The organism is Pseudomonas sp. HUK17 (assembly GCF_001566765.1).
This window is the reverse complement of record NZ_LSMW01000010.1, coordinates 27,500-53,091: the sequence shown is the minus strand read 5'-3', so window position 1 is coordinate 53,091 and position 25,592 is coordinate 27,500. Positions and strand designations below refer to the sequence as shown.

Genomic DNA, 25,592 nt, shown 5'->3' with positions numbered 1-25,592 from the left:
TCTCCATCCATGACTGATATTTCGCGCGACGCAGCCGCGGTGACCGGGGGCTACGCCTGGCAAACCCGCGCCGGTGCCACCCTGGTGAGCAGGGACCGTACGCTATTTCACTTCTGGGCGCCCAGCGCCGACGCCGTGTCGGTGGTGCTGGAAGGCGGCATGACCATCCCCATGGAAGCCGAGCAAGACGGCTGGTTCGCGGTGGAGGCTCAGTGTGGTGCCGGCACCCGCTATCGCTATCAGATCGAAGATCTGCTGGTCCCGGACCCTGCTTCCCGCGCCCAGGCCGGCGATGTGCACGAGCCGAGCATCGTCATCGACCCCACCACCTACCACTGGCAGTCCGTCGAGTGGCAGGGTCGCCCCTGGCACGAGAGCGTCATCTACGAATTGCATGTCGGCACCCTGGGCGGGTTCTCGGGCGTGGAGAAATTGGTACCCCGCCTGGCCGCGCTGGGCGTCACCGCCATCGAACTGATGCCCCTGTCGGAGTTCCCGGGCAGTCGCAACTGGGGCTATGACGGCGTCCTGCCCTATGCCGTGGAAGCTTCCTACGGCACCCCCGACGATCTCAAGTCGCTGATCGATACCGCCCACACCCATGGCGTCATGGTCTATCTGGACGTGGTCTACAACCACTTCGGCCCCGACGGTAACTACCTGCACGCCTACGCCGAGCGCTTCTTCCGCGAAGACATCCATACCCCCTGGGGCGCCGCCATCGACTTCCGCCAGGACGCCGTGCGCCGCTACTTCATCGACAATGCCCTGATGTGGCTGATGGAGTACCGCTTCGACGGCCTGCGCTTCGATGCCGTCCACGCCATTGGCGACAAGGGCTTCCTCGAGGAAATGGCCGAGGAGATCCGCAGTACCGTCGAGCCGGGTCGCCATGTCCACCTCATGCTGGAAAACGAGGACAACACCGCTACCCTGTTGGGCGGACAGCATTACGACGCCCAGTGGGCGGACGACTGGCACAACGTCATGCACCCGTTGCTGACCGGTGAGAACGAAGGGTACTACCAGGACTTCACCGAGGATGCGACGGCCAAGCTGGTGCGTTGCCTGGGCGAAGGCTTCATCTATCAGGGCGAGCCGACCCGTCATGGCAAGGCCCGGGGCGAACCGAGCAAGAATCTGCCCGCCTCGGCCTTCGTCATCTTCCTGCAGAACCACGACCAGGTGGGTAACCGCGCCTTCGGTGAACGCCTGACCCAACTGGCGCCGGAACCCGCACTGAAGGCCGCTACCGCCCTGCTGCTGCTCAGTCCGATGATTCCCTTGCTGTTCATTGGTGAGGAATGGGGCAGCCGCCAACCCTTCCTGTTCTTTACCAGCCACAACGACGAGCTCGCCGAACTGGTACGTGATGGCCGCCGCAACGAGTTCAAGGACTTCGACTTCTTCACCAGTGAAGAACATCGCCAGCAGATCCCTGACCCGAACGCGCCCAAGACCTTCGAAGATTCCAAACCCAACTTCGGCGAGGCCGATCAGCCTGACCATGCAGCCTGGGTGGGCCTGTATCGCGAACTGCTGGAGATTCGTCGCCGGGAACTCTTCCCGCGCCTGGAAGGCGCCCGTGCCGAAGGCGCCGAAGCCCTGGCCGACCGCGCCGTGCGGGCACGCTGGAGCCTGGCCGATGGCAGCCGCCTGACCATCGAACTCAACCTGAGCGAGAACGCCGTGCAGGTGGACGAGGCGCCCCAGGGTGAATTGCTGCACAGCAGCGACGCTGCAGCAACGCCAGCCCGGCAGGAGGGTCAGCTGGCTGCCCACTGCGCACTGGTCTGGCTGGAGAAACAGGCATGAGTGGAGATCGTCTGGAACAATTAGCCAAGGCCGCCGGTATCGCCATCGAATGGACCGCCTACGATGGCAAGTGCCAACGGGTGAGCCCCGAGGCGCTACGCAATCTGCTCAAGGCCATCGAGCTACCCGCGGACAGTGACGCGGACATCGATGCCAGCCTGCGCAAGCTGGCCGAGGTCGGTGACAAGGATCACCTGCCACCCCTCCTCACGGCCGTGGTCGGTAAACCCGTCGGGACACCCGACCAGTTCAAGCGTGGCGTCCGCTATGAGGTGCAGTTGGAAGACGGCGAGCGCCTGGAAGGTCAGGTAGATGACCAGGGCCAGCTCGCGCCCATCAGCACCGCCGGTTATCACCAGGCGGAAATCGGTGGTGAAGCTCTGATCCTGGCCGTCGCGCCAGAGCGCTGCTTTACCATCGCCGACGCCACAGGCGACGAGCAGGCCAGGCTTTGGGGCCTGGCTGTGCAGCTCTACAGCCTCAGACGCGACGGTGGCAGCGGTGCGGGCGATTTGCAGGGTCTGGTGCAGCTCGCCAAGGCAGCTGCCGGCAAGGGCGCCGATGCCCTGGCCATCAGCCCGCTGCACGCCATGTTCAGCGCCGATGGCAGTCGCTACAGCCCCTATTCGCCGTCGAGCCGGGTGTTCTTCAATGTGCTCTATGCCGCGCCAGAGCTGGTGCTGGGCGCCGAGCCCGTGCGTCAGGCCATGCAGCGCGCCGGCCTGCAGGCGGAAGCCGAGCGCCTCGAACAGCTTGAGCTGATCGACTGGCCGGCCCTGGCCAAGCTGCGGCTGCGCCTGCTGCGTACCCTGCACCTGGAGTTTCGCACCGCCGCCGGCACACTGCGCGAGCGCTTCGAGGCCTTCCGTCGCGACGGTGGCGAAGCCCTGGAGAATCACTGCCGCTTCGAAGCCCTGCATGCCTCCTTCACCCAGGGCGCTGCATCGCCGAGCTGGCAGCATTGGCCGCAGCAGTATCGTGATCCCAAGAATCCTGCCGTGGCTGAATTTGCCGAACGCCATGCCCAGGACGTGGAGTTCTATGCCTTCACCCAGTGGCTGGCCAGCGAAGGGCTGTCCGCCGCCCAGAAGCAGTGCCGCGAATCGGGCATGAAGATCGGTCTGATCGCCGACATCGCCGTGGGCGCGGATGGGGGTGGCAGCCAGGCCTGGAGTCGTCAGGAAGAGCTGCTGGCCTCGGTCACCGTCGGTTGTCCGCCGGACCTGCTCAACCAGAAAGGCCAGGGCTGGGGCATATCCGCCTTCTCGCCTACCGGCATGATCCAGCACGGCTTCCGCGCCTTCATCGAGATGCTCAAGGCGAACTTCGCGCACGCCGGCGGTGTGCGCATCGACCATGTGATGGGTCTGCAACGGCTCTGGCTGGTGCCCGAGGGTGCCTCCCCGGCCGACGGCGCCTATCTCTCCTACCCCATCGACGACCTGCTGCGCCTGGTCGCCCTGGAATCCTGGCGGCATCGCTGCGTGGTCATGGGCGAAGATCTGGGTACGGTGCCCGAGGGCTTCCGTGAACGACTGGCCGAACGCGCCATCATGGGCATGCAGGTACTGCTGTTCGAGCGCGACGACAAGGCGTTCAAGCAGGCCGCGCAGTGGTCGGACACGGCCATGGGCATGCCCACCACCCACGACCTGCCGACGCTCACCGGCTGGTGGCAGGGTCGCGACGCCGACTGGCAGGAAGAGCTCGGCCTGCTGCCCGACGGCACATCGCGCCAGGACCGACTCGACGAGCGCGCCGAGGATCGCCGCTACCTGGCCAAGGCCCTGGAATTGGACGACAGCCGCGAAAGCAATGTCGAACAGGCCGTCGATGCCGCCATCGATTTCATCGGTCGCACGCCGGCGCCCCTGATCATCCTGCCGGTGGAAGACGCCCTGGGCCAGCTGGAGCAGGCCAACCTGCCCGGCACCACCAACGAACACCCCAATTGGCTGCGCCGCTGGGACGCTCCCGCGGAGCGCCTGCTGGACGCCGCCACCCCTGAACGACGCCTAAGCGTGCTGAGCACTGCCCGTAACAATCCGGAGAACACTCGATGAGTCGCTTGCGCGCTACCGTACGCCTGCAGTTCCACAAGGATTTCACCTTCGACGATGCCCTGCCCCTGGTCGATTATTACGCCAAACTGGGCATCAGCCATATCTATGCGTCGCCCATCACCACCGCCCGCGCCGGCTCCGTGCACGGTTACGACGTGGTCGACCCCACCCGGGTCAACCCGGAGCTGGGCGGTGAAGAGGCGCTGCGTCGCCTGGTCGCTCGGCTGCGCGAACATGGCATGGGCCTGATCGCCGACTTCGTGCCCAACCACACCAACGTGGGCGGCTCGGAGAACGCCTGGTGGCTGGACATCCTCGAATGGGGCCGCCAGAGCCGCTATGCCGGCTTCTACGACATCAACTGGTACGGGCCGGACCCGGATCTACAGGGCCAGGTGCTGCTGCCCTTCCTGGGTGACGCCTACGGCAACGTGCTGCAGGCCGGTGAGCTCAAGCTGGTGTTCGACGCCGAGCAAGGCGCCTTCCGCGTGGAATACTACGCCCACCACTTCCCCATCAATCCAGGGACCTACGGCCAGATCCTGCGCGAGAGCGACCTGCCCCAGCTGAGCCTGTTCGCCGATGCCTTCTCGGCGCGTGCCAAGGACCTGGAAGAAGCGCGCGGCGCCCAGCGCCAGCTGGCGGACGCCGCCAAGGACCCGGCCGTGGCGGCCGCCATCGACAAGGCGGTCGCCGCCTTCGACGGTAGCCAGCCGGCCAATCAGGAACGCTTGCACGCCCTGCTGGAGAGCCAGCACTATCGCCTGGCCAGCTGGCGCACTGCCTCGGACGACATCAACTGGCGGCGCTTCTTCGACATCACCGAACTCGGTGGCCTGCGCATGGAACGCCACGAGGTGTTCGAGGAAACCCATTCGCTGATCTTCCGCCTGATCAGCGAAGGCCTGCTCGACGGCCTGCGCCTGGATCACATCGACGGCCTGGCCAATCCGCGCGCCTATTGCCGCAAGTTGCGCCGCCGGGTGGACGACCTCTGTGCCAACCGTGCCGGCGGTGCGCCGGAAGATGGCTTCCCCATCTACATCGAGAAGATCCTGGCCGAAGGCGAGCAGCTGCGCGAAGGCTGGGGCATCGACGGCACCACTGGCTACGAGTTCATGAACGAGGTCTCAGCGGTGCAGCATGCGGCCAGCGGTGAAGCGCCGCTGCGCCGGTTCTGGGCCGAGCAGACCGGTCGTACCGAGGACTTCCTCGAAGAGGTACGGGAAGCACGGCGCCTGGTGCTCACCGGCGCACTGTCCAGCGAATTCGAATCGGCCGTGCACACCCTGCACCTGCTGGCCCAACAGGACTGGCGTACCCGCGACACCAGCCAGGGCGCCATCCGCCGGGTGTTGCTGGAGCTGATCGTGCAGTTCAAGGTCTATCGCACCTATGCCGGCGCGGCGGGTTTCGTCGGCGCCGATGCCCAGTGGTTCGATACCGCGCTGGAGGCCGCCCGCCCCCATGTCAGCGAAGCGGAGCAGCCGCTGCTGGAGCAACTACGCGCCTGGCTAGGTGGCGATGCGCCGCGCCACAAGCCAGTGGGCAGCGTGGCCCGTCGCGAACAGCGCCGTGCCATCACCAAATTCCAGCAACTCACCTCGCCCATCGCCGCTAAGGCCGTGGAAGACACCGCCTGCTATCGCTCCGCTCCACTGCTATCGCGCAACGACGTGGGCTTCGATCCGCAGCATTTCGCCCAGCCGGTCAGCGCCTTCCACCAGGCCAGCGGCTGGCGTGCAGAGCATTTCCCGCGCAACATGCTGACCACCGCGACCCACGACCATAAGCGTGGCGAAGACACCCGCGCCCGCCTGGCGGTGGTCTCGGAACGCCCGGAAGCCTATATCGCCCAGGTCAGTGGCTGGATGGAACAGGCTGCTCCTCTGCGCGGCCAGTGGAACGATGCACCCGCACCGACCCCAGGTGATGAGCTGATGCTCTACCAGACCCTGCTCGCCAGCTGGCCGCTACAGCTGCAGGCCGACGACCCGCAGGGCCTGCAGGCCTATCTGGAGCGCCTGCTGCAGTGGCAGGAAAAGGCCCTGCGCGAAGAGAAGCTGGAGTCCGACTGGTGGGCGCCGAATGGGGACTACGAAGCGGCCTGCAAGGCCTTCCTGGAAGGCCTCCTCACCGACGACAAGTATCTTGCCCTGCGCCGCGAGATCGTCGCAGCCGTCCGTGAACTGGCTCCAGCCGGTGCCCTGAATGGCCTGGTGCAGATGTTGCTGCGCAATACCGCGCCCGGCGTGCCCGACCTCTACCAAGGTGGTGAATTCTGGGATTTCAGCCTGGTGGAGCCCGACAATCGCCGCGCCGTGGACTACGCCCCGCGGCAGCAGGCCCTGGCCAAGCACACCACTGCCGACGCGGCTCTGGATACCTGGCAGAACGGCGAGATCAAACAACAGGTGCTGGCCAGCGTGCTGCAACTGCGCAAGCTGCAGCCACAGCTGTTCACCGAAGGTAGCTACCTCCCGCTGTCCGTTGCGGGCGCCCACGCCGATCAGGTACTGGCCTTCGCCCGTACCTGGGAGCAGCAGGCGGTGATCGTCATCGTGCCGGTGCATGCCTCCGACCTGCTGGAGAACAGCGAAACATTGCGCTTTTCTGCAGCGGCCTGGGGTGATACCCGGATAAAACTCCCGGAAACCTTGTCCATGTACCGTTTTGGGGAAACTTTCGCCCCTTCGTCTGTCCATGACCAGAAGAAAGAGCTTTCTGTCGGCGAGGTTCTGGCACGTTTTCCGCTTGGATTGCTCAGCACACAAGACATCACTCAAGGAGCCGTACCGCAATGACCCAAAAAGACGAACGCATCCAGCAGCTCGCCTATCAGATCTGGGAGTCCGAAGGACGGCCGGCCCACGAACACGATCGCCATTGGGAAATGGCGACCCGACTGTACGAAGCCGAACAGGAAGGCGTGGCCAAGAAGACCGCGACCAAGAAGCCTCGTGCAACCAAGACCACTGCGGGCGCGGACACGCCCGTGGCGAGCAAGGCCCGCACCGCTGGCAAGACCAAGAGTGGCAGCGAAAAGGCGGCCACCGAGGCGGAAGCTACCGGTGAGTCCGTGACCGAGAAGGTCGAGTCGGCTGCCAAGAAGGTCGCCTCCAAGGTCAAGCAGGCGGTCAAGCCCAGTGCCAGCAAGGCCAAGGCCGATGCCAACGTCGAGGCTACCGGCGTAGGTGTGGCACCGGCTACGCCGAAGAAGCCGCGTGCCTCCCGGGCCAAGGCGACGACGGCCAAGCCCGCCGCCAGCGAGTGATGTGATGTTCCGGCCTGGCCACTCGGCCAGGCCTTCTCTCTGCCGCCTCGCTGCGGCGTCTACGTTATCCCTGGTTTTCTGATTTTTCCTGCAAAAACAACGCTTTGTCGGCTCGCCATGGGAGCTCGGAACTGCGCTGCGCCGGGCCTTTCATATGCAGGTAGCCGGATCTGTATCGATTCAGCCACCGGCAGGTATTGAGAGCCGAGTCAGAGCTACTTCCTTCCTAGCTATCCCGAGAGCGTCGAAATGACTTCAACTGAGTCCAACAAGCCGTTAACCGAAGCAACCACTTTCATCAGTAAGTCCAAGTCTCGTGTTCGTGAAGGCCTGCCCTATCCCCTGGGCGCTACCTGGGACGGCTCCGGCGTGAACTTCGCCATCTTTTCCGCCAACGCCACCAAGGTCGAACTCTGCCTCTTCGACGATGAAGGCAAGGAAGAAATCGAGCGCATCGAACTGCCGGAATTCACCAATGAGATCTGGCACGGCTATCTGCCCGATGCCCGTCCCGGCACCCTCTACGGCTACCGGGTACACGGCCCGTACGAGCCGCAGAACGGCCATCGCTTCAATCACAACAAGCTGCTGATCGATCCCTATGCCAAGCAGATCGTCGGCGAGCTGGAGTGGAACGACGCCCTGTTCGGCTACACCATCGGCCACGCCGATGGCGACCTGTCCTTCGACGAGCGTGACAGCGCGCCCTTCATGCCGCGCTGCCGGGTCATCGACCCCGCCTTCACTTGGGGCAACACCACCCATCCGCGGGTCCCGCGTGATCGCACCGTGTTCTACGAGACCCACGTCCGGGGTTACACCATGCAGCACCCGGCCGTCCCGGAGAGTGCCCGCGGTACCTTCTCCGGCCTGCAGGAAAGCGAGGTCATCGACTACATCAAGTCCCTCGGCATAACCTCCGTCGAGCTGATGCCGATCCACTACTTCCTGGACGACAACCATCTGCTGGAAAAGGGCCTGAAGAACTTCTGGGGCTACAACACCCTGGCTTTCTTCGCGCCGCATTCGCGCTACATGGCCAGCCAGTCCATCGGCGAATTCAAGGTGATGGTCGCGCGCATGCACAATGCCGGCCTCGAGGTCATTCTCGACGTGGTCTACAACCACACCGCCGAAGGCAACGAGATGGGCCCGACCCTCTCGCTCAAGGGCATCGACAACGCCAACTACTACCGCCTAATGCCCGATGATGCGCGCTACTACATCAACGACACTGGCACCGGCAACACCCTGAACATGAGCCATCCCTGCGTGCTGCAGATGGTGACCGACTCGCTGCGCTACTGGGCCACCGAGATGGGCGTGGACGGCTTCCGCTTCGACCTGGCCACCATCCTGGGCCGCGAGCCGGATGGCTTCGACGAAGGCGGCGGCTTCCTGCACGCCTGCCGTCAGGATCCGATCTTGGCCGAGACCAAGCTCATCGCCGAGCCCTGGGACTGCGGTCCCGGCGGCTACCAGGTCGGCAACTTCCCACCCGGCTGGATGGAGTGGAACGATACCTTCCGTGACACCGCGCGGGCCTTCTGGAAGGGTGACGAAGACAAGATCGGCGATTTCGCGAAGATCTTCCTGGGCTCCGGCGACAAGTTCAACCGTCGCGGTCGCAAGCCCTATTCGTCGGTGAACTTCGTGACCGCCCACGACGGCTTCACCCTGGCCGACACCGTGTCTTACAACGACAAGCACAACGAGGCCAACGGCGAAGGCAACAACGACGGCCATTCCCACAATCTATCGTGGAACTGTGGTGTCGAAGGCGAGACCGACGATCCGGAGATCATCGAACTGCGCTATCGCCAGATGCGCAACCTGCTGGCCACCCTCTTCCTGTCCCAGGGCACGCCCATGCTGCTGGCCGGTGACGAATTCGCCCGTACCCAAGGCGGCAACAACAACGGCTACTGCCAGGACAGCGAGATCGGTTGGGTCAACTGGGAGATCAGCGAAAAGAGCGCCGAGCTCCAGGAATACGTGCGCAACCTGATCGACCTGCGTCGTCGCTATCCGCTGCTGCGTCGCAGCCGCTTCTTCACCGGTGCCTACAACGAGGAGCTGGGCGTCAAGGATGTCACCTGGCTGCAGCCCGGCGGCACCGAGATGGGCGACGAGCAATGGCAGGACGGCAGCAACAAGTGCATGGGCATCCTGCTCGATGGCCGTGCCCAGCCGACCGGCATTCGTCGCAAGGGCGCGGATACCTCGCTGCTGATTCTGGTCAATGCTCATTATGACGTGGTGGATTTCACCCTGCCGGAAGTCCCCATGGGCGAGCATTGGTCCCTGCAGCTGGATACCAATCAGCCTGACCTGGATGCCGGCGACGTCTTCAATTTTGGAGACACCTATCAGGTCACCGGACGCTCGGTACTGCTGTTCGAGCTGACCCAGACCAAGCGGAGGAAGCGCCAGGCATGACGAACGCGCAACAGGGTTTTTCGTTCAAGGTCCTGACCATCAACACGCACAAGGGCTTCACGTCCTTCAACCGCAAGTTCATCTTGCCGGAATTGCGCGAGGCGGTGCGGACGGTGTCAGCGGACATTGTCTTCTTGCAGGAGGTGTTGGGTACCCACGAAAAGCACCCGTTGCGCTTCGAGAACTGGCCGGCGGCGCCGCAGTACGAGTTCCTGGCCGATTCGATGTGGACCGATTTCGCCTACGGGCGCAATGCGGTCTACCCGGACGGCCATCACGGTAATGCGGTGCTGTCGAAGTTTCCCATCGTCAGTTACGACAACTTCGACATTTCGATCGCCGGTCCGGAAAAACGCGGGATGCTGCATTGCGTCCTGCGCGTACCGGATCAAGGGGTGGATCTGCACGTCATCTGCGTCCATCTGGGGTTGCGGGAAAAGCATCGCCAGATGCAGATGAAGCTGATCTGCGAACACATCAATTCCCTGCCCAGCGACGCGCCCGTCGTGGTGGCGGGGGACTTCAACGACTGGCGCCAGAAGGCCAACGACATCCTTGGCCAGGGCGCGGGACTCGAAGAGGTGTTCATGAAGACCGCAGGGCGGCTGCCCAAGACCTTCCCGGCGAAGCGTCCCCTGCTCTGCCTGGACCGCATCTATACCCGTAACGTCAGCGTCGGTCGCCCACAGGTGCTGGGCAATCAGCCGTGGTCGCACCTCTCCGACCACGCGCCCCTGGCTGCGGACTTTCACCTATGAACTTCGAGTGGCGGGACGGAAACCGCATCGCCTTGCTGGAAAACGGCGAGGACTTCTTTCCCCGGGTCTTCGAGGCGATCCGCGAGGCGGAGCGCGAGGTCATCATCGAGACCTTTATCCTGTTCTACGACAAGGTGGGTCAGGGCCTGCAGCGAGAACTGGTGGCGGCGGCCAAGCGTGGTGTCCAGGTGGACATCACCGTGGACGCCTATGGCTCGCCCGATCTGCCGCGTGACTTCATCGATGAGATGGTCCATGCCGGCGTGCGCTTCCGCTACTACGATCCGCGCCCGCTGGTCATGGGCATGAGGACCAACCTCTTCCGCCGCCTGCATCGCAAGATCGTGGTGGTGGATGCCCGCCTGGGCTTCATCGGTGGCATCAACTATTCCGCCGAGCACCTGGGTGACTTCGGGCCGGAAGCCAAGCAGGACTATGCCGTCGAGGTGGAAGGCCCCATCGTCGACGATATCCATCGCTTCGCGCGCGACGCCATCAACTCGCCGGAGGAAACCCACCGCTGGTGGGGCAAGCGCTCGCAGAAGCCGGCCAACAACCGCAACCCGGGCAATGCCCAGGCCCTGCTGGTGTACCGCGACAACGACGAACATCGCGCCGACATCGAAAAGCACTACCTGGAAATGCTGCGCAACGCCAAACGCGAGGTGGTGATCGCCAACGCCTACTTCTTCCCGGGCTATCGTCTGCTGCGGGAGATGCGTAACGCGGCGCAGCGCGGCGTCCGGGTGGTGCTGATCGTGCAGGGCGAGCCGGACATGGCCATCGTCAAGGTCGGCGCCCAGATGCTCTACAACTACCTGGTCAAGGCCGGGGTGGAGATCTACGAATACTGCCTGCGCCCCTTGCACGGCAAGGTGGCGACCATGGACGAGCACTGGTCCACCGTGGGTTCGAGCAACCTGGACCCCTTGAGTCTTTCGCTCAATCTCGAATGCAACCTGATCTTCCATGACCACGCCTTCAACCGTGAATTGCGCGGTCGCCTGGAGACCCTGATCCAGCATCACTGCGAGCACGTCGACAGCAGCAAGGTGCCCAAGCGCACCTATTGGCACCTGGCCAAGACGATGCTGGTCTTCCACTTTTTGCGCCACTTCCCCGCCTGGGTCGGCTGGCTGCCCGGTCATACCCCCAAGATCGAACTGGTGAGTCCACCGGTGCAGCCCGAGCTGGAAACCCAGGACCGGGTCGATTCCCCGATTTCAAGGTATCCCCAACGATGAGCAGCCACAGCGACACCCTGGATCACGCCGACGACCAGGAAGACGGGCAGACTGCCGCCAAGCCGCAGAACGGCCGCTGGGTCCTGGCCAAGAAGATCCTGACCTGGGTGTTTTTGATCGCGGTCGTGGTGCTGCTGGTGATCTACGCCCGCAAGGTCGACTGGGGCGAGGTCTGGAAGGTCTTTACCGGCTACAAGTGGACGACGCTGGCCATGGCCGGTGGCCTGGTGGTGCTGTCCTACATCATGTACGGCTGCTACGACCTTATCGGTCGGGCCTATTGCGGGCACAAGCTGGTCAAGCGCCAGGTGTTCCTGGTGTCCTTCATCTGCTACGCCTTTACCCTCACCCTGAGCACCTGGGTCGGCGGCATCGGCATGAGGTATCGCCTCTACTCGCGGCTGGGTCTTTCCAGTGGCACCATCACCCGCATCTTCTCCCTGAGCATCGCCACCAACTGGCTGGGGTACGTGCTGCTCGCCGGTGGCATCTTCGTCAGCGGTGTGGTGGACATGCCACCCAACTGGTTCGTCGGCGACACCACGCTGCGGCTGATCGGCTTCGGCTTGCTGGCCTTCATCGTCTTCTACCTGGGTGTCTGCGCCTTTGCCAAACAGCGCGAATGGACGGTGCGCAAGCAGCGGCTCGCCCTGCCCTCGCTACGCATGGCCTGCCTGCAACTGCTGGTGTCTTCGATCAACTGGATGGCCATGGCGGCCATCGTCTATCTCTTCCTCGGCCGTCAGGTGGACTATCTGCATGTGCTCGGCGTACTGCTGCTCTCCAGCATCGCCATGGTCATCGTGCATATCCCGGCTGGTGTAGGCGTACTGGAGACGGTCTTCATCGCCCTGCTGGCCAATGACGGACTCAGCCAGGGCAAGATCATCGCCGCCCTGCTTGGCTACCGGACGCTGTATTTCATCATCCCGCTGCTGATCGCTGCGGTGCTCTATTTCGCCTTGGAAGGTCGTGCCAAGAAGCTCAAGGTGAGCAATGATCGGCGCGAAGAGCGCAAGCAGCAGGAAAAGCACGCCACCTGAGACGGGCCTACCGATTATTGGGCTGGTGCATGGAAATCAGCCGGTAGAAGAGTACCCGTCCGCCCTCGGTGGCGGGTCCTTCCCCGTCACGTAAGTGGGCGCCCGCCTTGAAATACAGGTGATGGTTGCTCCAGGCGTTGTCCAGTTGCAGACCCAGATCCCCGTTTCGTGAACCGGCACCATGGGCACGTATGGTGAGCACGCCACTGCGCGTCAGCTTGATGTCGTAGCTGAAGCGACTGTTGAGCGGCAGGTGCTCCAGCAGGATGACGTCCTTGGGGCTGTCGCTGGGGCTCTCTCGCAACCGGGCGATCAGTTGACCCTGGGCGACCTGCCCATTGCCCATGGCCGGACTCTCCACCCGATAGACCAGTTGCAACAGCGCCTGAGGCGCAGCCGGTATCGGGGTTTGATCCTCAATCTGGCTGATGATGACCTCAGGGCGTGACGGCACCTGCTGCACCGCCGCCTCGGCCTGCAGCAGGGCATCCGCCTCGCGGTACTTCCAGGCATAGGCACTGCCGTCCGGACGCGTCTCGCGTAGCTCGGTGGCGGGATAGCTGCTGAAGAGCTGCGGGGTGCCGGTCACCGGGACCCAGAACACCAGCGATCCCCCCTCGCCGCGCGTGAGGTAGGGGCTGCGAAAGGCGCTGCTGTTGAGTTCGGCGGTCTGTACCTGGGCCACGGGCATGGGTACGGGAACCGTCAGATTCCATTCGGCGAGATCGATCATGGGTTTCTCGGTGGCCAGATGCCTGACAAGCATCGCCCAGAACGGGGATGCCTGTCAGCGGAACGCGCCCCGTATGGGGCGCTCCCGGATCAGCCCTGCGGCTTGAACACCAGCAGACCCAGCGGCGGCACTTGCAGATTGAGCGAGGCCGGCTGGCCGTGGGCACCGATTTCCTCGGCCGTCACGCCGCCGCCATTGCCCAAGTTGGAGCCGCCGTAGCGCTCGGCATCGCTGTTGAAGATCTCCTGCCAATGGCCCAGTGCAGGCACGCCCACCCGGTAGTCGTGACGCGGCACCGGGGTGAAGTTGGCGATGACCAGCAGCGGTCGCTGCTGGGCGTCCTTGCGCAGCCAGGCGAAGACACTGTTGCCATTGTCGTCCCCTACCACCCAATCGAAGCCCTCAGGCAGATGATCACGCTCGTGCAGGGCCGGCTCATGACGATAAAGGTGGTTGAGATCGGCCAGCAGCTGCTGCACGCCCCGGTGGGTGCCGTGCTCCAGCAGGAACCAGTCCAGCTCGCGGTCATGACTCCACTCGCGCCACTGACCGAATTCGCAGCCCATGAACAGCAGCTTCTTACCCGGGTGGGTCCACATGAAGCTCAGGTAGGTACGCAGGTTGGCGAACTTCTGCCAGACGTCGCCCGGCATCTTCTCGATCATCGAGCCCTTGCCGTGCACCACCTCATCGTGGGAAATGGGCAGCATGAAGCGTTCGGACCAGGCGTACACCAGGCCAAAGGTCATCTGGTGGTGATGGTACTGGCGATAGACCGGATCCTCTTCCACATAGTGGAGGGTGTCGTTCATCCAGCCCATGTTCCACTTGAAGTCGAAACCCAACCCCCCTTCGCTGACTGGTGCGCTGACGCCCGGCCAGGAGGTGGATTCCTCGGCGATCACCAGGGCACCTGGTGCCTCTTCGTGGACCACCTCGTTGAGGTGACGCAGGAAGGCGATGGTCTCCAGGTTCTCGCGACCGCCGTGGATGTTGGGAATCCACTCACCGTGCTTGCGCGAATAGTCGCGGTAGAGCATGGAGGCCACGGCATCCACCCGCAGGCCGTCGATGTGGAAGTGCTTGAGCCAATGCATGGCCGAGGCCAGCATGAACCCGTGCACCTCGTGGCGCCCCAGGTTGTAGATATAGGTGTTCCAGTCCTGGTGGAAGCCTTCGAAGGGGTGCTCGTATTCGTACAGGGCGGTACCGTCGAAACGGGCCAGGCCGTGTTCGTCGGTGGGGAAATGCGCCGGGACCCAGTCGAGGATGACACCGATGTCCGCCTGGTGACAGGCATCGACGAAGGCAGCGAAATCCGCCGGGGTGCCGAAGCGCGAGGTGGGCGCGAACTGGCCCAGCGGCTGGTAGCCCCAGGAACCGCTGAAGGGATGCTCCATGATCGGCAGCAGCTCGATATGGGTGAAGCCCATCTCGCGGACGTAGGGAATCAAGCGCTCCGCCAGCTCGCGCCAGTTGTACTGGCGCCCCTCGTCACCCCCTTCGCGGCGCCAGGAACCGGCGTGCAATTCGTAGACCGAGATGGGTGCTTCCACGCCTTGCAACTCGCGACGGCGAGCCATCCAGTCCTGATCGTGCCAGGTGAAAGGCTTGTTGTCGGCCACCACCGAGGCGGTGCGCGGTGGCAACTCCGCCGCCAGGGCAATGGGGTCGGCCTTGAGCGGCAACACGCCGTGCTGGCCAAGGATCTCGTACTTGTAGGCCGTGCCGACCGGCAGGCGCGGGACGAACAGCTCCCAGACGCCACTGTTGGCACGCAGACGCATGGGCAGGCGGCGGCCATCCCAGCTGTTGAAGTCGCCTACCACCGAGACGCGCCGGGCATTGGGTGCCCAGACCGCGAAGCGCACGCCCTCGATGCCGTCGACCTGGCAGCGTTGGGCGCCAAAGGTCTCGCCGAGATTGCGGTGGCGGCCTTCGTTGAACAGGTAGAGATCGGTCTCCCCCAACAGCAGATCGAAGGAATAGGGATCCTCGGTTTCCTGCACGCCGCTGGGCCAGCGGATGATCAGCTTGTAGGGCGCGGCGTACTCCAGCCGCGCGACGAACAGGCCAGGCACCCGCCCGGGCTGCATCTGGGCCAGTGGCCGACCGCTGACGCGATCGACCAGCTCGACACCCAGGGCACTGGGCAGGAAGGCGCGGACGATCACGCCCTCGCCATCGGGATGGGGACCGAGCACGGCGAAGGGATTGCCGTGCTCGCCGCGGGCCAGCGACTCGGCTTCGGCAGCCGAGAGCCGGGCGTCGTCCAGGGGAGCGACGGGGGCGGTATTGTGATCGGTCATGCGCGGGCTCCGGACAAGAGGGTCTCGACGATGGCGGCGACGCCACGTAGCGGGATGTTGATCCAGGTGGGTCGATTGGCAGCCTCGTAGCCTATCTCATAGACCGCCTTCTCCAGGCTGTAGAGATCCAGCGCCGCCTGCTCGCCCCGCTCGCTCCACTGGTGGCCGATGTCGGCCGCCGCAGTGCGATAGCCTTCCAGGAAGGCTGCGTAGGACGCATTGCGGTAGGTCTCTGCCGCCTTGGCACGCAGTTGCAGATGCTCTTCCGAGGTATCGGCGCCGGCGTTGCTCGACTGGGTGACCATGGCCGCCGCGTAGTCGAAGGAGCGCAGCACCCCGGCGACGTCCTTGTGCGGACCGTACTTGCCGCGGCGTTCTTCCAGCGACCGCGCCGGCTCGCCTTCGAAGTCGATGAGGATGGCATCGTCCTGAGCCACCAGCACCTGACCCAGGTGCAGATCGCCGTGGACACGGATACGCAGACCACCCTCGACGTCGGCGGCCAGGGCCTCGATCCGCTTGGCCAGGGCTTCGCGCTTGCCGACCAGGCGCTGCAGCAGCTCCTTGCCGGTAGCATCGAGCTGGTCGCCCATGCCCTGCAGGGTATCCAGAGCGCCGTCGACCTGGACGCGTACGCGATGTGCCAGTTCCTTGGCCGCCTGGGCGTCCACGGTCTCGGGGGCGAAGGCTGCATCCTCGGTGGGCTGCGCCAGCACCAGATGCATCTCACCCAGGCGCTTGCCCAGTACGCCAGCGAAGGCCGTCAGATCGCCCATGGCGGTGAATTCGTTCTCCACATCGGAGATGCCGCCACTGAGCAGGTCGCGGGTGACGCGATCCAGCCCGTCCAGGCTCCAGGTCCAGGCATCACCCTGGTTGTGGATGTGCTGCTGGACCAGCATCAGTACGTGCGGCGTGCCATCCGCGGCGACGCGCTGGGCCACGGCGTGGGTCGCCGCGATGTTGGCGAATCCGGCCTGGGCCAGATAGCGGCCCATCTCCACTTCCGGATGGATACCCGGCGCCACCTTGCGGATCAGCTTGAGCATCAGGTGATCGCCGACGATCAGCGAACTGTTGGATTGCTCCACGCCCAGGTGCTTGATCTCGATATCCGGATCCAGGGCGAAGTCCTCGGCCTGATCGTAGACCTCGAAGCGCAGTTCACCCGCGGGCACGGCAAGCTTGGCGCCCTTGTGGAAGGCGTCGAACACGCCATGCACGAAGCTGGTCAGGGCGAAGGCGTCGGTCACCAGGCCCACGCGGCGCACATGACGGATGCGGGAAATGGCCAGTTGGGTCGCCAGCGGGCTGCAGTGCTGGTCTTCCTCGGCAAGGAAACCCAGCGGCAGCGCATAACGCTCCTCGCCCTTGGCGTTGGTCACCACCACTTCGCTGAACATCACCGGCAGCTTGGGGGTATTGATCTGGGCGGCATAGTCCAGACGCACGCCGGTGATGGCCTCGTCCTTGGAACCGAACCAGCGGCGCTTGGGCAGATAGACCGGCAGCACCTCTTCGAAGATGCGGCGCGGCTCGCCGTCGAGCAGCTCCTGCAGATTGCGCTTGATCACTACCGTCTGGTAGTCGGGCATCGGCGCCGGCGGCTCGGTGTGCCAGGCGGGCATTTGTTCGTTGCCGGCCAGGTAGAACCAGTAGAAGCCATAGGGCGGCAGGGTCAGCATGTAGGGTAGCTGGCCGATGGGCGGGAAGGCGCTGCCGCCGATCATTTCCACCGGCACCTGACCGGCGAAGCTGGACAGGTCCAGCTCCACCGCCTGGGCGGCACGGGAAACGTTGGCCACGCAGAGGATGGTCTCGTGCTCACCCTGGGCATTGGTGAAATCGCGCAGGTAGGCCAGGATGCGTCTGTTGGTGGGCGACAGCATCTTCAGAGTGCCGCGACCGAACGCCTTCTGCTGCTTGCGCACGGCCAGCATGCGCCGCGTCCAGTTGAGCAGCGAATGGGGATCGCGGGACTGGGCCTCGACGTTGATTGCCTGGTAGCCGTAGAGCGGATCCATGATCGACGGTAGCACCAGGCTGGCTGGATCGGCGCGGGAGAAGCCGCCGTTGCGGTCGACCGACCACTGCATCGGGGTCCGTACGCCATCGCGGTCGCCCAGGTGAATGTTGTCACCCATGCCGATTTCGTCGCCGTAGTACATCGTCGGGGTACCGGGCATCGACAGCAACAGGCTGTTGAGCAGCTCGATACGGCGACGGTCGCGCTCCAGCAGAGGCGCCAGACGACGACGGATGCCGAGGTTGATACGCGCGCGGCGATCCGAGGCGTAGTAGTTCCAGAGATAATCCCGCTCGCGGTCGGTCACCATCTCCAGGGTCAGTTCATCGTGGTTGCGCAGGAAGATCGACCACTGGCAATTGGCCGGGATCTCCGGGGTCTGGCGCAGGATATCGGTGATGGGGAAGCGGTCTTCCTGGGCGATGGCCATGTACATGCGCGGCATCAGCGGGAAGTGGAAGGCCATGTGGCATTCGTCGCCATCGCCGAAGTACAGCTGGGTGTCTTCCGGCCACTGGTTGGCCTCGGCCAGCAGCATGCGGTCCGGATAGTTGGCGTCGATCTCGGCCCGGATCTCCTTGAGCACCACGTGGGTCTCGGGCAGGTTCTCGTTGTTGGTACCGTCGCGCTCCACCAGATAAGGAATGGCGTCCAGGCGCAGGCCGTCGACACCCAGATCCAGCCAGTATCTCATGATCGAGATGACGGCCTTCATGACCTGGGGATTGTCGAAGTTGAGGTCCGGCTGGTGGGAATAGAAGCGGTGCCAGAAGTACTGGCCGGCGACCGGGTCCCAGGTCCAGTTGGACTTCTCGGTGTCGAGGAAGATGATGCGGGTGCCATCGTACTTCTGGTCATCGTCGGACCAGACGTAGAAATTGCGCGCCGCTGAGCCCTTCTTGGCGCGGCGGGCGCGCTGGAACCAAGGGTGCTGGTCGGACGTGTGGTTGATGACAAGCTCGGTGATCACCCGCAGGCCACGGGCATGGGCCTCGGCGATGAATCGCTTGGCATCGGCCATGGTGCCGTAGTCGGGATGGATGCCACGGTACTCGGCGATGTCGTAGCCGTCATCGCGGCGCGGCGAGGGATAGAACGGTAGCAGCCAGATGGTGTTGACGCCCAGGCTGGCGATGTAGTCCAACTTCTCGATCAGGCCGGGGAAGTCGCCGATGCCATCGTTGTTGGAGTCGAAGAACGACTTCACGTGCACCTGGTAAATGATCGCGTCCTTGTACCACAGCGGATCGTCGATGAAGGCGGCAGGTTTGCGGGAACGAGCTTTATTGGGTTTTGCCATGTCGTCAGGTCCTTAACAGGGCGTCTGAATCAGATACGTGCGCCGGTCGTCCATGCCGCCCGGCGATGGAGATGGATCGGACCAGGCACGCTGGGATATCTCCCGCTGCCTGGTCGACCCGTCTGAGAGGTCGCTAGTGGCCCGCCTGGATGCGCCAGATGCCGAAGGGCATCGACGGCTCCAGCCGTGTCCATTGGGTCTTGCCGTGCCAGGCCCAGCGGTGCCCGGTCATCAGGTCTTCGCCATAGGTAGTGGCGTGATCATCGAGGCCCAGCTCCCACAATGGCAGTTCGAAATGGCCTTCCTGGGCGTTGAAGGGATCCAGGTTGATCGCCACCAGGATGAAGTTGCCCAGGTCGTCGGTGCGTTTGCCGAAATAGAGGATCTGGTCGTTCCAGCAGGTGTAGACCTTGAGCCCCAGATGGGTTTGCAAGGCGGGGTTCTGCCGGCGGATACGGTTGAGCTGGGCGATCTCGCCCATGATGTTGCCCGGCGCATAGAAGTCGCGCGGGCGCAGCTCGTACTTCTCCGAATCCAGGTATTCCTCCTTGCCGGCCGTGAGGGGCGCGCCCTCGCAGAGCTCGAAGCCGGCGTACATGCCCCACAGACCGGAACCCATGGTGGCCAGGGCCGCGCGGATCAGGAAGCCGGGACGGCCACTGGTCTGCAGGAAGCCCGGGTTGATGTCCGGCGTGTTGACGAAGAAATTCGGCCGGTAGCAATCGCGCAGCGGCGCTTCGTTGAGCTGGGTGAAATACTCGGTCAGCTCAGCCTTGGTGTTGCGCCAGGTGAAATAGGTGTAGCTCTGGCTATAACCCACCTTGCCCAGGCGCGCCATCATCGCTGGCTTGGTGAAGGCTTCGGCGAGGAACATGACATCGGCGTCGCGCCCACGGATGTCCGCGATCAGCCATTCCCAGAACGGCAGCGGCTTGGTGTGGGGGTTGTCGACGCGGAAGATCTTCACGCCCTGCTCCACCCAGTGCCAGACCACGTCACGCAGCGCCAGCCACAAATCCGGCACGGCATCCTTGGCATAGAAGTCGACGTTGACGATGTCCTGGTACTTCTTCGGCGGGTTCTCCGCATAGCGCATGGACCCATCCGGCCGCCAGGAGAACCAGCCCGGATGTTCCTTGAGCCATGGATGGTCGGGCGAACACTGGATGGCGAAGTCCAGGGCGATCTCCAGGCCGTGGTCGGCGGCCGCGGCCACCAGGGCGCGAAAGTCCTCCAGGGTACCCAGCTCGGGATGCACGGCATCGTGGCCGCCATCGGGGCTGCCGATGGCATAGGGACTGCCCGGCTGATCCGCGCCCGCCCCCAGGGTATTGTTCTTGCCCTTGCGGTGGGCCAGGCCGATCGGATGGATCGGCGGGAAGTACAGGACATCGAAACCCATGTCGCGAACACGCGGCAATTCGCCGATCACGTTACGGAAGGTGCCGTGGCGCTGGGGGTCATCGGTGATCGAGCGTGGGAAGAGTTCGTACCAGCTGGCGAATTCGGCGCGTAGGCGCTCGATGTCCAGCGGGTATTCGATGCTGTGGGTCAGATGCACATAGGCATCCACAGGTGCCATGGCCTGGCTGGCCTCACCCGCCAGCAGCACGGCGACCTTGTCGCCCTCACTGCCCGCCTGATCGAGGCGCTGCAGTAGCGCCTCCAGCGGACCGCGCTGCTCGCCTTCAGCGCGAGACAGCGCCTGTTCCACATGGATGCGGCCTTCCTGCAACTCCAGGTTCAGGCCGACACCCGCGGCGTACTTCTTCTCGATCTCGTAGCGATAGGTGCCCCAGACGTCCCACCAGGCCTGGACCACGAATTCGTAACGACCCACGGCCGGCGGTGTGAAGCGACCGCGCCAGAGATCGTTGGTTTCCAGGGTCAGCGGAGCCTGTTGCCAGTTCTCCTCGCCCTCCTGACGCCAGAGCACGCTGGCAGCCAGCTTGTCGTGGCCATCGGCGAAGATCTTGGCGGTCACCTCGACGACCCGACCGGCGATACCTTTGGCGGCAAACTGGCCATTGTCCACGGCCGGAGTGACCGATTCGATGGCGATGCGCGGGGTCTGGGCAGCCGTGGCGGGATCGAGGGAAAGCGTGGAAAAAGAACCGGGGAGATCGGTGTTCGACATCGAGCCTGACTCCATCTAGAGACGCGTGAAAGGTCGCAGCGCTCAAGCGCTGCGACCTAGGTCATGAACCCACTACTGCTTGGCTTGCCGCCAAAGAGGCCTGGCTGGCCAACCCCTCGCAGAGGGATCGGTAACCCGTAGCGATGCCCAGGAGGACACCACTCCAGACAGCCGCGGCTCTACTGCAACCGGAAGCACTCACGCGGGTGTGTCTGAAAGAGTCTGAGCACCGAGGGCGCGCAAAAGTTCAGCCAAACGGCAATGACCGATAGCTTCTGAAAAATGGATAAAATCCCTAAATATCATCTGCTTATGACAGGAATATAAAGTGATTTATAAAAGAATAAGCCTGTGTCCCGGTATTCGCTGGGACATACCGGGACGCAGGCTGAAAGGCGGGCAATACCCAGGAACGGACGTCAGAAAAAACCTTTATAAAACGTCCTAACCCTTTGAATCAATTAGAAAGGGGTATAGGGAAGATCACGCTTATGGGCACTGCGCCGGTAAGTGTTGAGGATGATATCCAGGGTTGCCGGGCTCACCGGTTTGCCTTCGAGGAAGTCGTCGATTTCGGCGTAGGTGATGCCGAAGGCATCTTCGTCGGCCTTGCCCGGTGAGAGGGATTCCAGATCAGCGGTGGGCACCTTGTGTACCAGATCGTCCGGCGCCCCCAGCCATTCGGCCACGGCCCGGACCCGCCGTTTGTTGAGGCCGTGCAAGGGCGTGAGATCGCAGGCGCCATCGCCGAATTTGGTATAGAAGCCCATCAGAGCCTCCGCCGCATGGTCGGTGCCTATCACCAGCCCTCGACGGGCGCCGGCCACGGCGTATTGGGCGATCATGCGCTGACGCGCCTTGATGTTGCCCAGCGTGAAGTCTTCATGGAGCTCGTCATCGAAGGCCACCTGCGCCTCGCGCACCGAGGCGAGCATGGCGTCGCTGGCCGGCTTGATGTTGACGGTATGGGTCTCGTCCGGCTGGATGAATTTGAGCGCGCGCTGGGCATCTTCCTCATCACGCTGGACACCATAGGGCAGGCGCATGGCGATGAATCTCAGACGTGCGTTGCCGCTCTCCTCGCGCGCGCGCTCCACGGCCAGCTGCGCCAGGCGGCCGGCGGTGGAGGAATCCACGCCGCCACTGATGCCCAGCACATAGCTCTCCTGGCGGCTGTTGAGCAGATAATCCTTGAGAAACTGGATGCGCCGCTCGGCCTCCTGGGCTGGATCGAATTGCTCGGGTACCTGCAGGGCCTGGATGATGTCGCGCTGAAGGGCTTCGGTCATCGGGCATTCTCCTCTGATTCGCGTTCGAGACGTTGATGATAGGGCACTACGGCGTTCAAGCTGTGCCGGGCCGCGGCCAGCTGCACGGCCTCGCGGTCACCGTCGAAATGCTGGGTTTCGGAATAGAGCACGATGTCGTCACCGACCCGATAGCCCCAGGCGAAGCAGACGGTTCCCTGGGGAATGCCATCCGCCCCGCCCGGCCCGGCCAGCCCGGTATTGGCGATGGCCACCTGGGCCGGACTGTCGCGCAGGGCGCCCGCGGCCATCTCTCGTGCCACAGCTTCGCTGGTGAGGTTATGGCGGTCGATCGTCTCCGGCTTGACGCCCAGCAGACGTTGCTTGGCTTCGGGCGAATAGACGACGTAACCGGACTCGATACAACTGCCGCTGCCGGGTATTTCCGACAGCAACCCTACTACTTTGCCCGCGGTGCAGGATTCCGCCGTGGTGAGCTGCAGCTCGTGATCCTTTAGATAGTCCAGCATGGACTCGATGGTGTTCATGATCGTCTTGCCCCAAGTAGCGTTCTCCTGCGTTGGAAGAACAGCGAAATGAGGAAGTTCGAGAGCCATCGAGGGTGTTTTTTCAAGGTCAGCGGGGGTATCGATGTCAAGGTGGATACCGGCGTCCGTCACCTTCCGCTCTAGCACCGATGCCTGGCGCAAGAGCCGTTTCGCTCCTTCGTCGCCCTGGAGGTCACCCAGCGCAGCGGCAAAATTCCGACCAAAGAGCACGGGGTGACCGCGCTTCTCCTGAAAAACGGGTACGACGACGCGCGCGGGGTCATGCAGCGCCAGCAGCTGTCGCGCCGTGGCGGGCTGCACGAAGGGCATGTCGCCTAGGGCGACCAGCCAACCGGATGCGTCCGGCGTCGCTCGCACCGCGGCGGCCAGGCTGTCGCCCATGCCGGTGGTGGGCAGAGTCAGCACTTCCAGGCCTTCCTCTCGGGCCAGCTCGGCGCGCCAGGGGGCTCCGCTCGCGACCACTGCCAGGCAGGGCAGATCCAGGCTCTTCCAGAGGCGAAAGGTGGCTTGCAATACTGTCGATTCGGGGTGACCGGGCAATGGTGCCTGCAGCTTGTCGTCACCGCCCGCTGCGCGGAAACGGCTACCGGCTCCGGCTGCCAGGACGAGCACCTGTACCCCTGTCATCCCTAGGCGACCTGTTCCACCGCCACCAGGGCCCGCTTCTTCTGGGTCAGGGCGATGCCGTTCTTGACCGCTACCACCTCCGCCAGCAGCGACAGCGCGATCTCCGGCGGCGTATGGCTGCCGATATGCAGGCCGATGGGGCCATGCAGGCGGTTGATGGCCGCCACTGGCACCTCCAGCTGCAGCAGCCGCTCACGACGGCGGTCATTGTTGCGCAGCGAACCCAGGGCGCCGACATAGAAGGCATCGGACTGCAGCGCCGTCAGCAACGCCAGGTCGTCCAGGCGCGGATCGTGGGTCAGGGCCACCACCGCGGTGCGTTCGTCCGGGCGGATGGACAGCACCGCATCGTCCGGCATGCCGGAGATAAAACGCGCCTCGCGCGTTTCCCACCCCTGGCGGAATTCCTCACGGGGATCGCAGACCAGCACTTCGAAATCGAGCATGGTGGCCATGTCGGCGACATAGAGCGACAGCTGACCGGCACCGATCAGCAGCAGGCGCCAGCGTGGCCCATGCACCAGGCGCAGGCGTCGTTCGTCCAGGGTGACCGGCTCGTCGCGCGTGGTGCTGGAGATCCGTACCTCGCCGGTGGCCAGGTCCAGCTCGCGCAAGGCCAGTTCATGGCCGTCGCAGCGCTGTAACAGCTGCTCCACCCAGCGCCATTCCCCGACCTGTTCCTGGACCAGACGCAGGGTACCGCCACAGGGCAGCCCGAAACGCGCCGCTTCGTCGCCGGAGACACCGTAGGTGATGATCTCCGGGCACTTCCCGGCGAACTGGCCGGCGTGCAGTCGGGCGATCAGATCGTCCTCGATGCAGCCACCGGACACGGAGCCACAGACCTGGCCATCGTCGCGCAGGGCCAGCATGGCGCCCGGCGGCCGCGGCGAGCTGCCCCAGGTCTGGACCACGGTGAACAGACTGACGCCATGGCCCTCCCGTCGCCAGGCCAGGGTCTTGCGCAAAACTTCCTGATCGACACTGTCCACGCCCTGCTCCTCTCTACCCTGCACCTGCAACGGCAAAATCGTCGTTCGGGGGTAGAACCCAACAACGAAGCGGGGTTCCCCGGGGCGGAACCGGGTGGATCGCCGGCCTATCCATAGAGGGACACCCCTCAAGGAGAACGTCCATGCCCCGCTCGATCTGGAAAGGCGCCGTCAGTTTCGGCCTGGTGCACATCCCCGTCTCGGTGGTCTCGGCGACCCGGCAGTCGGGCATCGACTTCGATTGGCTGGACGAACGCAGCCTCGACCCGGTGGGCTACAAGCGCATCAACAAGACCACCGGCAAGGAGGTGCCCAGCGAACACATCGTCAAGGGCATCGAACATGGTAAGGGCAAGTACGTGGTGCTCAGCGAGGACGAGATCCACAACGCCCTGCCCGAGGCCACCCGCACCATCGACATCCTGACCTTCGTCGAGGCGCGCGAGATCTCCATCCTGCACTTCGAGAAGCCCTATTACCTGGCGCCGGACAAGAATGGCGAAAAGGTCTATGCCCTGCTCCGTGACACCCTGAGCGCCGCCGGCAAGGTCGGGGTGGCCAACCTGGTGATGCACTCCAAGCAGCACCTGGCGGTGATCATGCCGCTGGGCGATGCGCTGGTACTCAATACCCTGCGCTGGGCCGACGAGGTGCGGTCCGCGGAAGACGTCGGACTCGAAGGGTTGGACGCCAAGGTGAGCAAGAAGGAAGTGGACATGGCCCAACGCCTGGTGGACGACATGACCGAGCAATGGGATCCGGACCAGTACCACGACACCTTCAAGGACAACGTCATGGCCCTGGTCGAGCGCAAGCTCAAGGATGGCAAGCTCGAAGCCGTTGCTGAAGAACCCGAACCCGAAGACAGTGGCGCCGACGTCATCGACCTCACCGAATTGCTGCGCCGCAGCCTGGGTGGCAAGCAGGACAAGGCCAAGGATGCACCCAAGCCCAAGAGTTCTGGCCGCTCGACCAGTCGGCGTAGCCCTGCCGCCCGTCGCAAGGCCAAGTGAGGA

Annotated in this window: 16 protein-coding genes and 1 pseudogene; 9 read left to right on the top strand and 8 right to left on the bottom strand. The window is 64.0% G+C overall.

Translation table 11 applies throughout. The features are described 5' to 3' along the window. Positions 1–9 precede the first annotated feature (9 nt). The 8 genes from treZ to AX284_RS05850 all read left to right on the top strand — a co-directional run bounded on the left by treZ (position 10) and on the right by AX284_RS05850 (position 12,636). The gene (treZ, locus tag AX284_RS05885) at positions 10–1,815 is read left to right on the top strand and encodes a malto-oligosyltrehalose trehalohydrolase (RefSeq protein ID WP_082731517.1); all 1,806 of its coding nucleotides are present in this window, start codon (positions 10–12) and stop codon (positions 1,813–1,815) included. Next, positions 1,812–3,878 (top strand): 4-alpha-glucanotransferase, encoded by a 2,067-nt coding sequence (gene malQ, locus AX284_RS05880; protein ID WP_068384057.1) that lies wholly within the window; start codon positions 1,812–1,814, stop codon positions 3,876–3,878. Before treZ ends, malQ begins: the two co-directional genes overlap by 4 nt. Next, entirely contained in the window at positions 3,875–6,682 is a 2,808-nt protein-coding gene (gene treY, locus AX284_RS05875; protein WP_068384055.1) for a malto-oligosyltrehalose synthase, read from the top strand. The genes malQ and treY overlap by 4 nt, the downstream gene beginning before the upstream one ends. Next, positions 6,679–7,152, top strand: a complete 474-nt coding sequence (locus tag AX284_RS05870) for a DUF2934 domain-containing protein (protein WP_068384053.1) — start codon at positions 6,679–6,681, stop codon at positions 7,150–7,152. Before treY ends, AX284_RS05870 begins: the two co-directional genes overlap by 4 nt. 249 nt (positions 7,153–7,401) lie before the next feature. Continuing rightward, complete coding sequence (gene glgX, locus AX284_RS05865) at positions 7,402–9,591, top strand: glycogen debranching protein GlgX (protein ID WP_231893088.1); 2,190 nt, start codon at positions 7,402–7,404, stop codon at positions 9,589–9,591. Then, positions 9,588–10,349: an endonuclease/exonuclease/phosphatase family protein gene (locus AX284_RS05860; RefSeq protein ID WP_017639947.1), complete on the top strand. Its 762-nt coding sequence runs from the start codon at positions 9,588–9,590 to the stop codon at positions 10,347–10,349. The genes glgX and AX284_RS05860 overlap by 4 nt, the downstream gene beginning before the upstream one ends. Beyond that, a complete protein-coding gene (clsB, locus tag AX284_RS05855; protein WP_064308791.1) occupies positions 10,346–11,593 on the top strand; it encodes a cardiolipin synthase ClsB in 1,248 nt (415 codons plus the stop codon). The genes AX284_RS05860 and clsB overlap by 4 nt, the downstream gene beginning before the upstream one ends. Further along, positions 11,590–12,636 (top strand): lysylphosphatidylglycerol synthase transmembrane domain-containing protein, encoded by a 1,047-nt coding sequence (locus AX284_RS05850; protein ID WP_017639949.1) that lies wholly within the window; start codon positions 11,590–11,592, stop codon positions 12,634–12,636. The genes clsB and AX284_RS05850 overlap by 4 nt, the downstream gene beginning before the upstream one ends. Positions 12,637–12,643: 7 nt before the next feature. Here AX284_RS05850 and AX284_RS05845 read toward each other — a convergent pair whose 3' ends face one another. From AX284_RS05845 to AX284_RS05815, 8 genes and pseudogenes are all read right to left on the bottom strand, one after another. Continuing rightward, positions 12,644–13,369 (bottom strand): polysaccharide lyase family 7 protein, encoded by a 726-nt coding sequence (locus tag AX284_RS05845; protein ID WP_068384051.1) that lies wholly within the window; start codon positions 13,367–13,369, stop codon positions 12,644–12,646. 89 nt (positions 13,370–13,458) lie between these two features. After that, positions 13,459–15,678 carry a 1,4-alpha-glucan branching protein GlgB gene (gene glgB, locus AX284_RS05840; RefSeq protein WP_064308794.1) on the bottom strand — a complete coding sequence of 740 codons (2,220 nt, stop codon included), beginning with the start codon at positions 15,676–15,678 and terminating at the stop codon, positions 13,459–13,461. Further along, positions 15,675–19,004, bottom strand: coding sequence for a maltose alpha-D-glucosyltransferase (treS, locus tag AX284_RS05835; RefSeq protein WP_068384049.1), 3,330 nt, complete (start codon positions 19,002–19,004; stop codon positions 15,675–15,677). Before treS ends, glgB begins: the two co-directional genes overlap by 4 nt. Before the next feature lie 133 nt (positions 19,005–19,137). Beyond that, complete coding sequence (locus AX284_RS05830; protein WP_017639953.1) at positions 19,138–21,141, bottom strand: alpha-1,4-glucan--maltose-1-phosphate maltosyltransferase; 2,004 nt, start codon at positions 21,139–21,141, stop codon at positions 19,138–19,140. Positions 21,142–21,602: 461 nt separating this feature from the next. Beyond that, the gene (nadE, locus tag AX284_RS05825; protein ID WP_068384047.1) at positions 21,603–22,430 is read right to left on the bottom strand and encodes an ammonia-dependent NAD(+) synthetase; all 828 of its coding nucleotides are present in this window, start codon (positions 22,428–22,430) and stop codon (positions 21,603–21,605) included. After that, complete coding sequence (locus tag AX284_RS12000) at positions 22,427–22,936, bottom strand: CinA family protein (protein ID WP_068384206.1); 510 nt, start codon at positions 22,934–22,936, stop codon at positions 22,427–22,429. Before AX284_RS12000 ends, nadE begins: the two co-directional genes overlap by 4 nt. A gap of 162 nt (positions 22,937–23,098) precedes the next feature. Further along, positions 23,099–23,584: pseudogene (locus AX284_RS11995) on the bottom strand (nucleotidyltransferase family protein); the annotation flags it as partial. Positions 23,585–23,586: 2 nt separating this feature from the next. Beyond that, the gene (locus tag AX284_RS05815) at positions 23,587–24,576 is read right to left on the bottom strand and encodes an XdhC family protein (protein ID WP_017639956.1); all 990 of its coding nucleotides are present in this window, start codon (positions 24,574–24,576) and stop codon (positions 23,587–23,589) included. A gap of 143 nt (positions 24,577–24,719) precedes the next feature. Here AX284_RS05815 and ku point away from each other — a divergent pair, with 143 nt between their 5' ends. Further along, complete coding sequence (gene ku, locus AX284_RS05810) at positions 24,720–25,589, top strand: non-homologous end joining protein Ku (protein WP_064308800.1); 870 nt, start codon at positions 24,720–24,722, stop codon at positions 25,587–25,589. Positions 25,590–25,592: the final 3 nt, after the last annotated feature.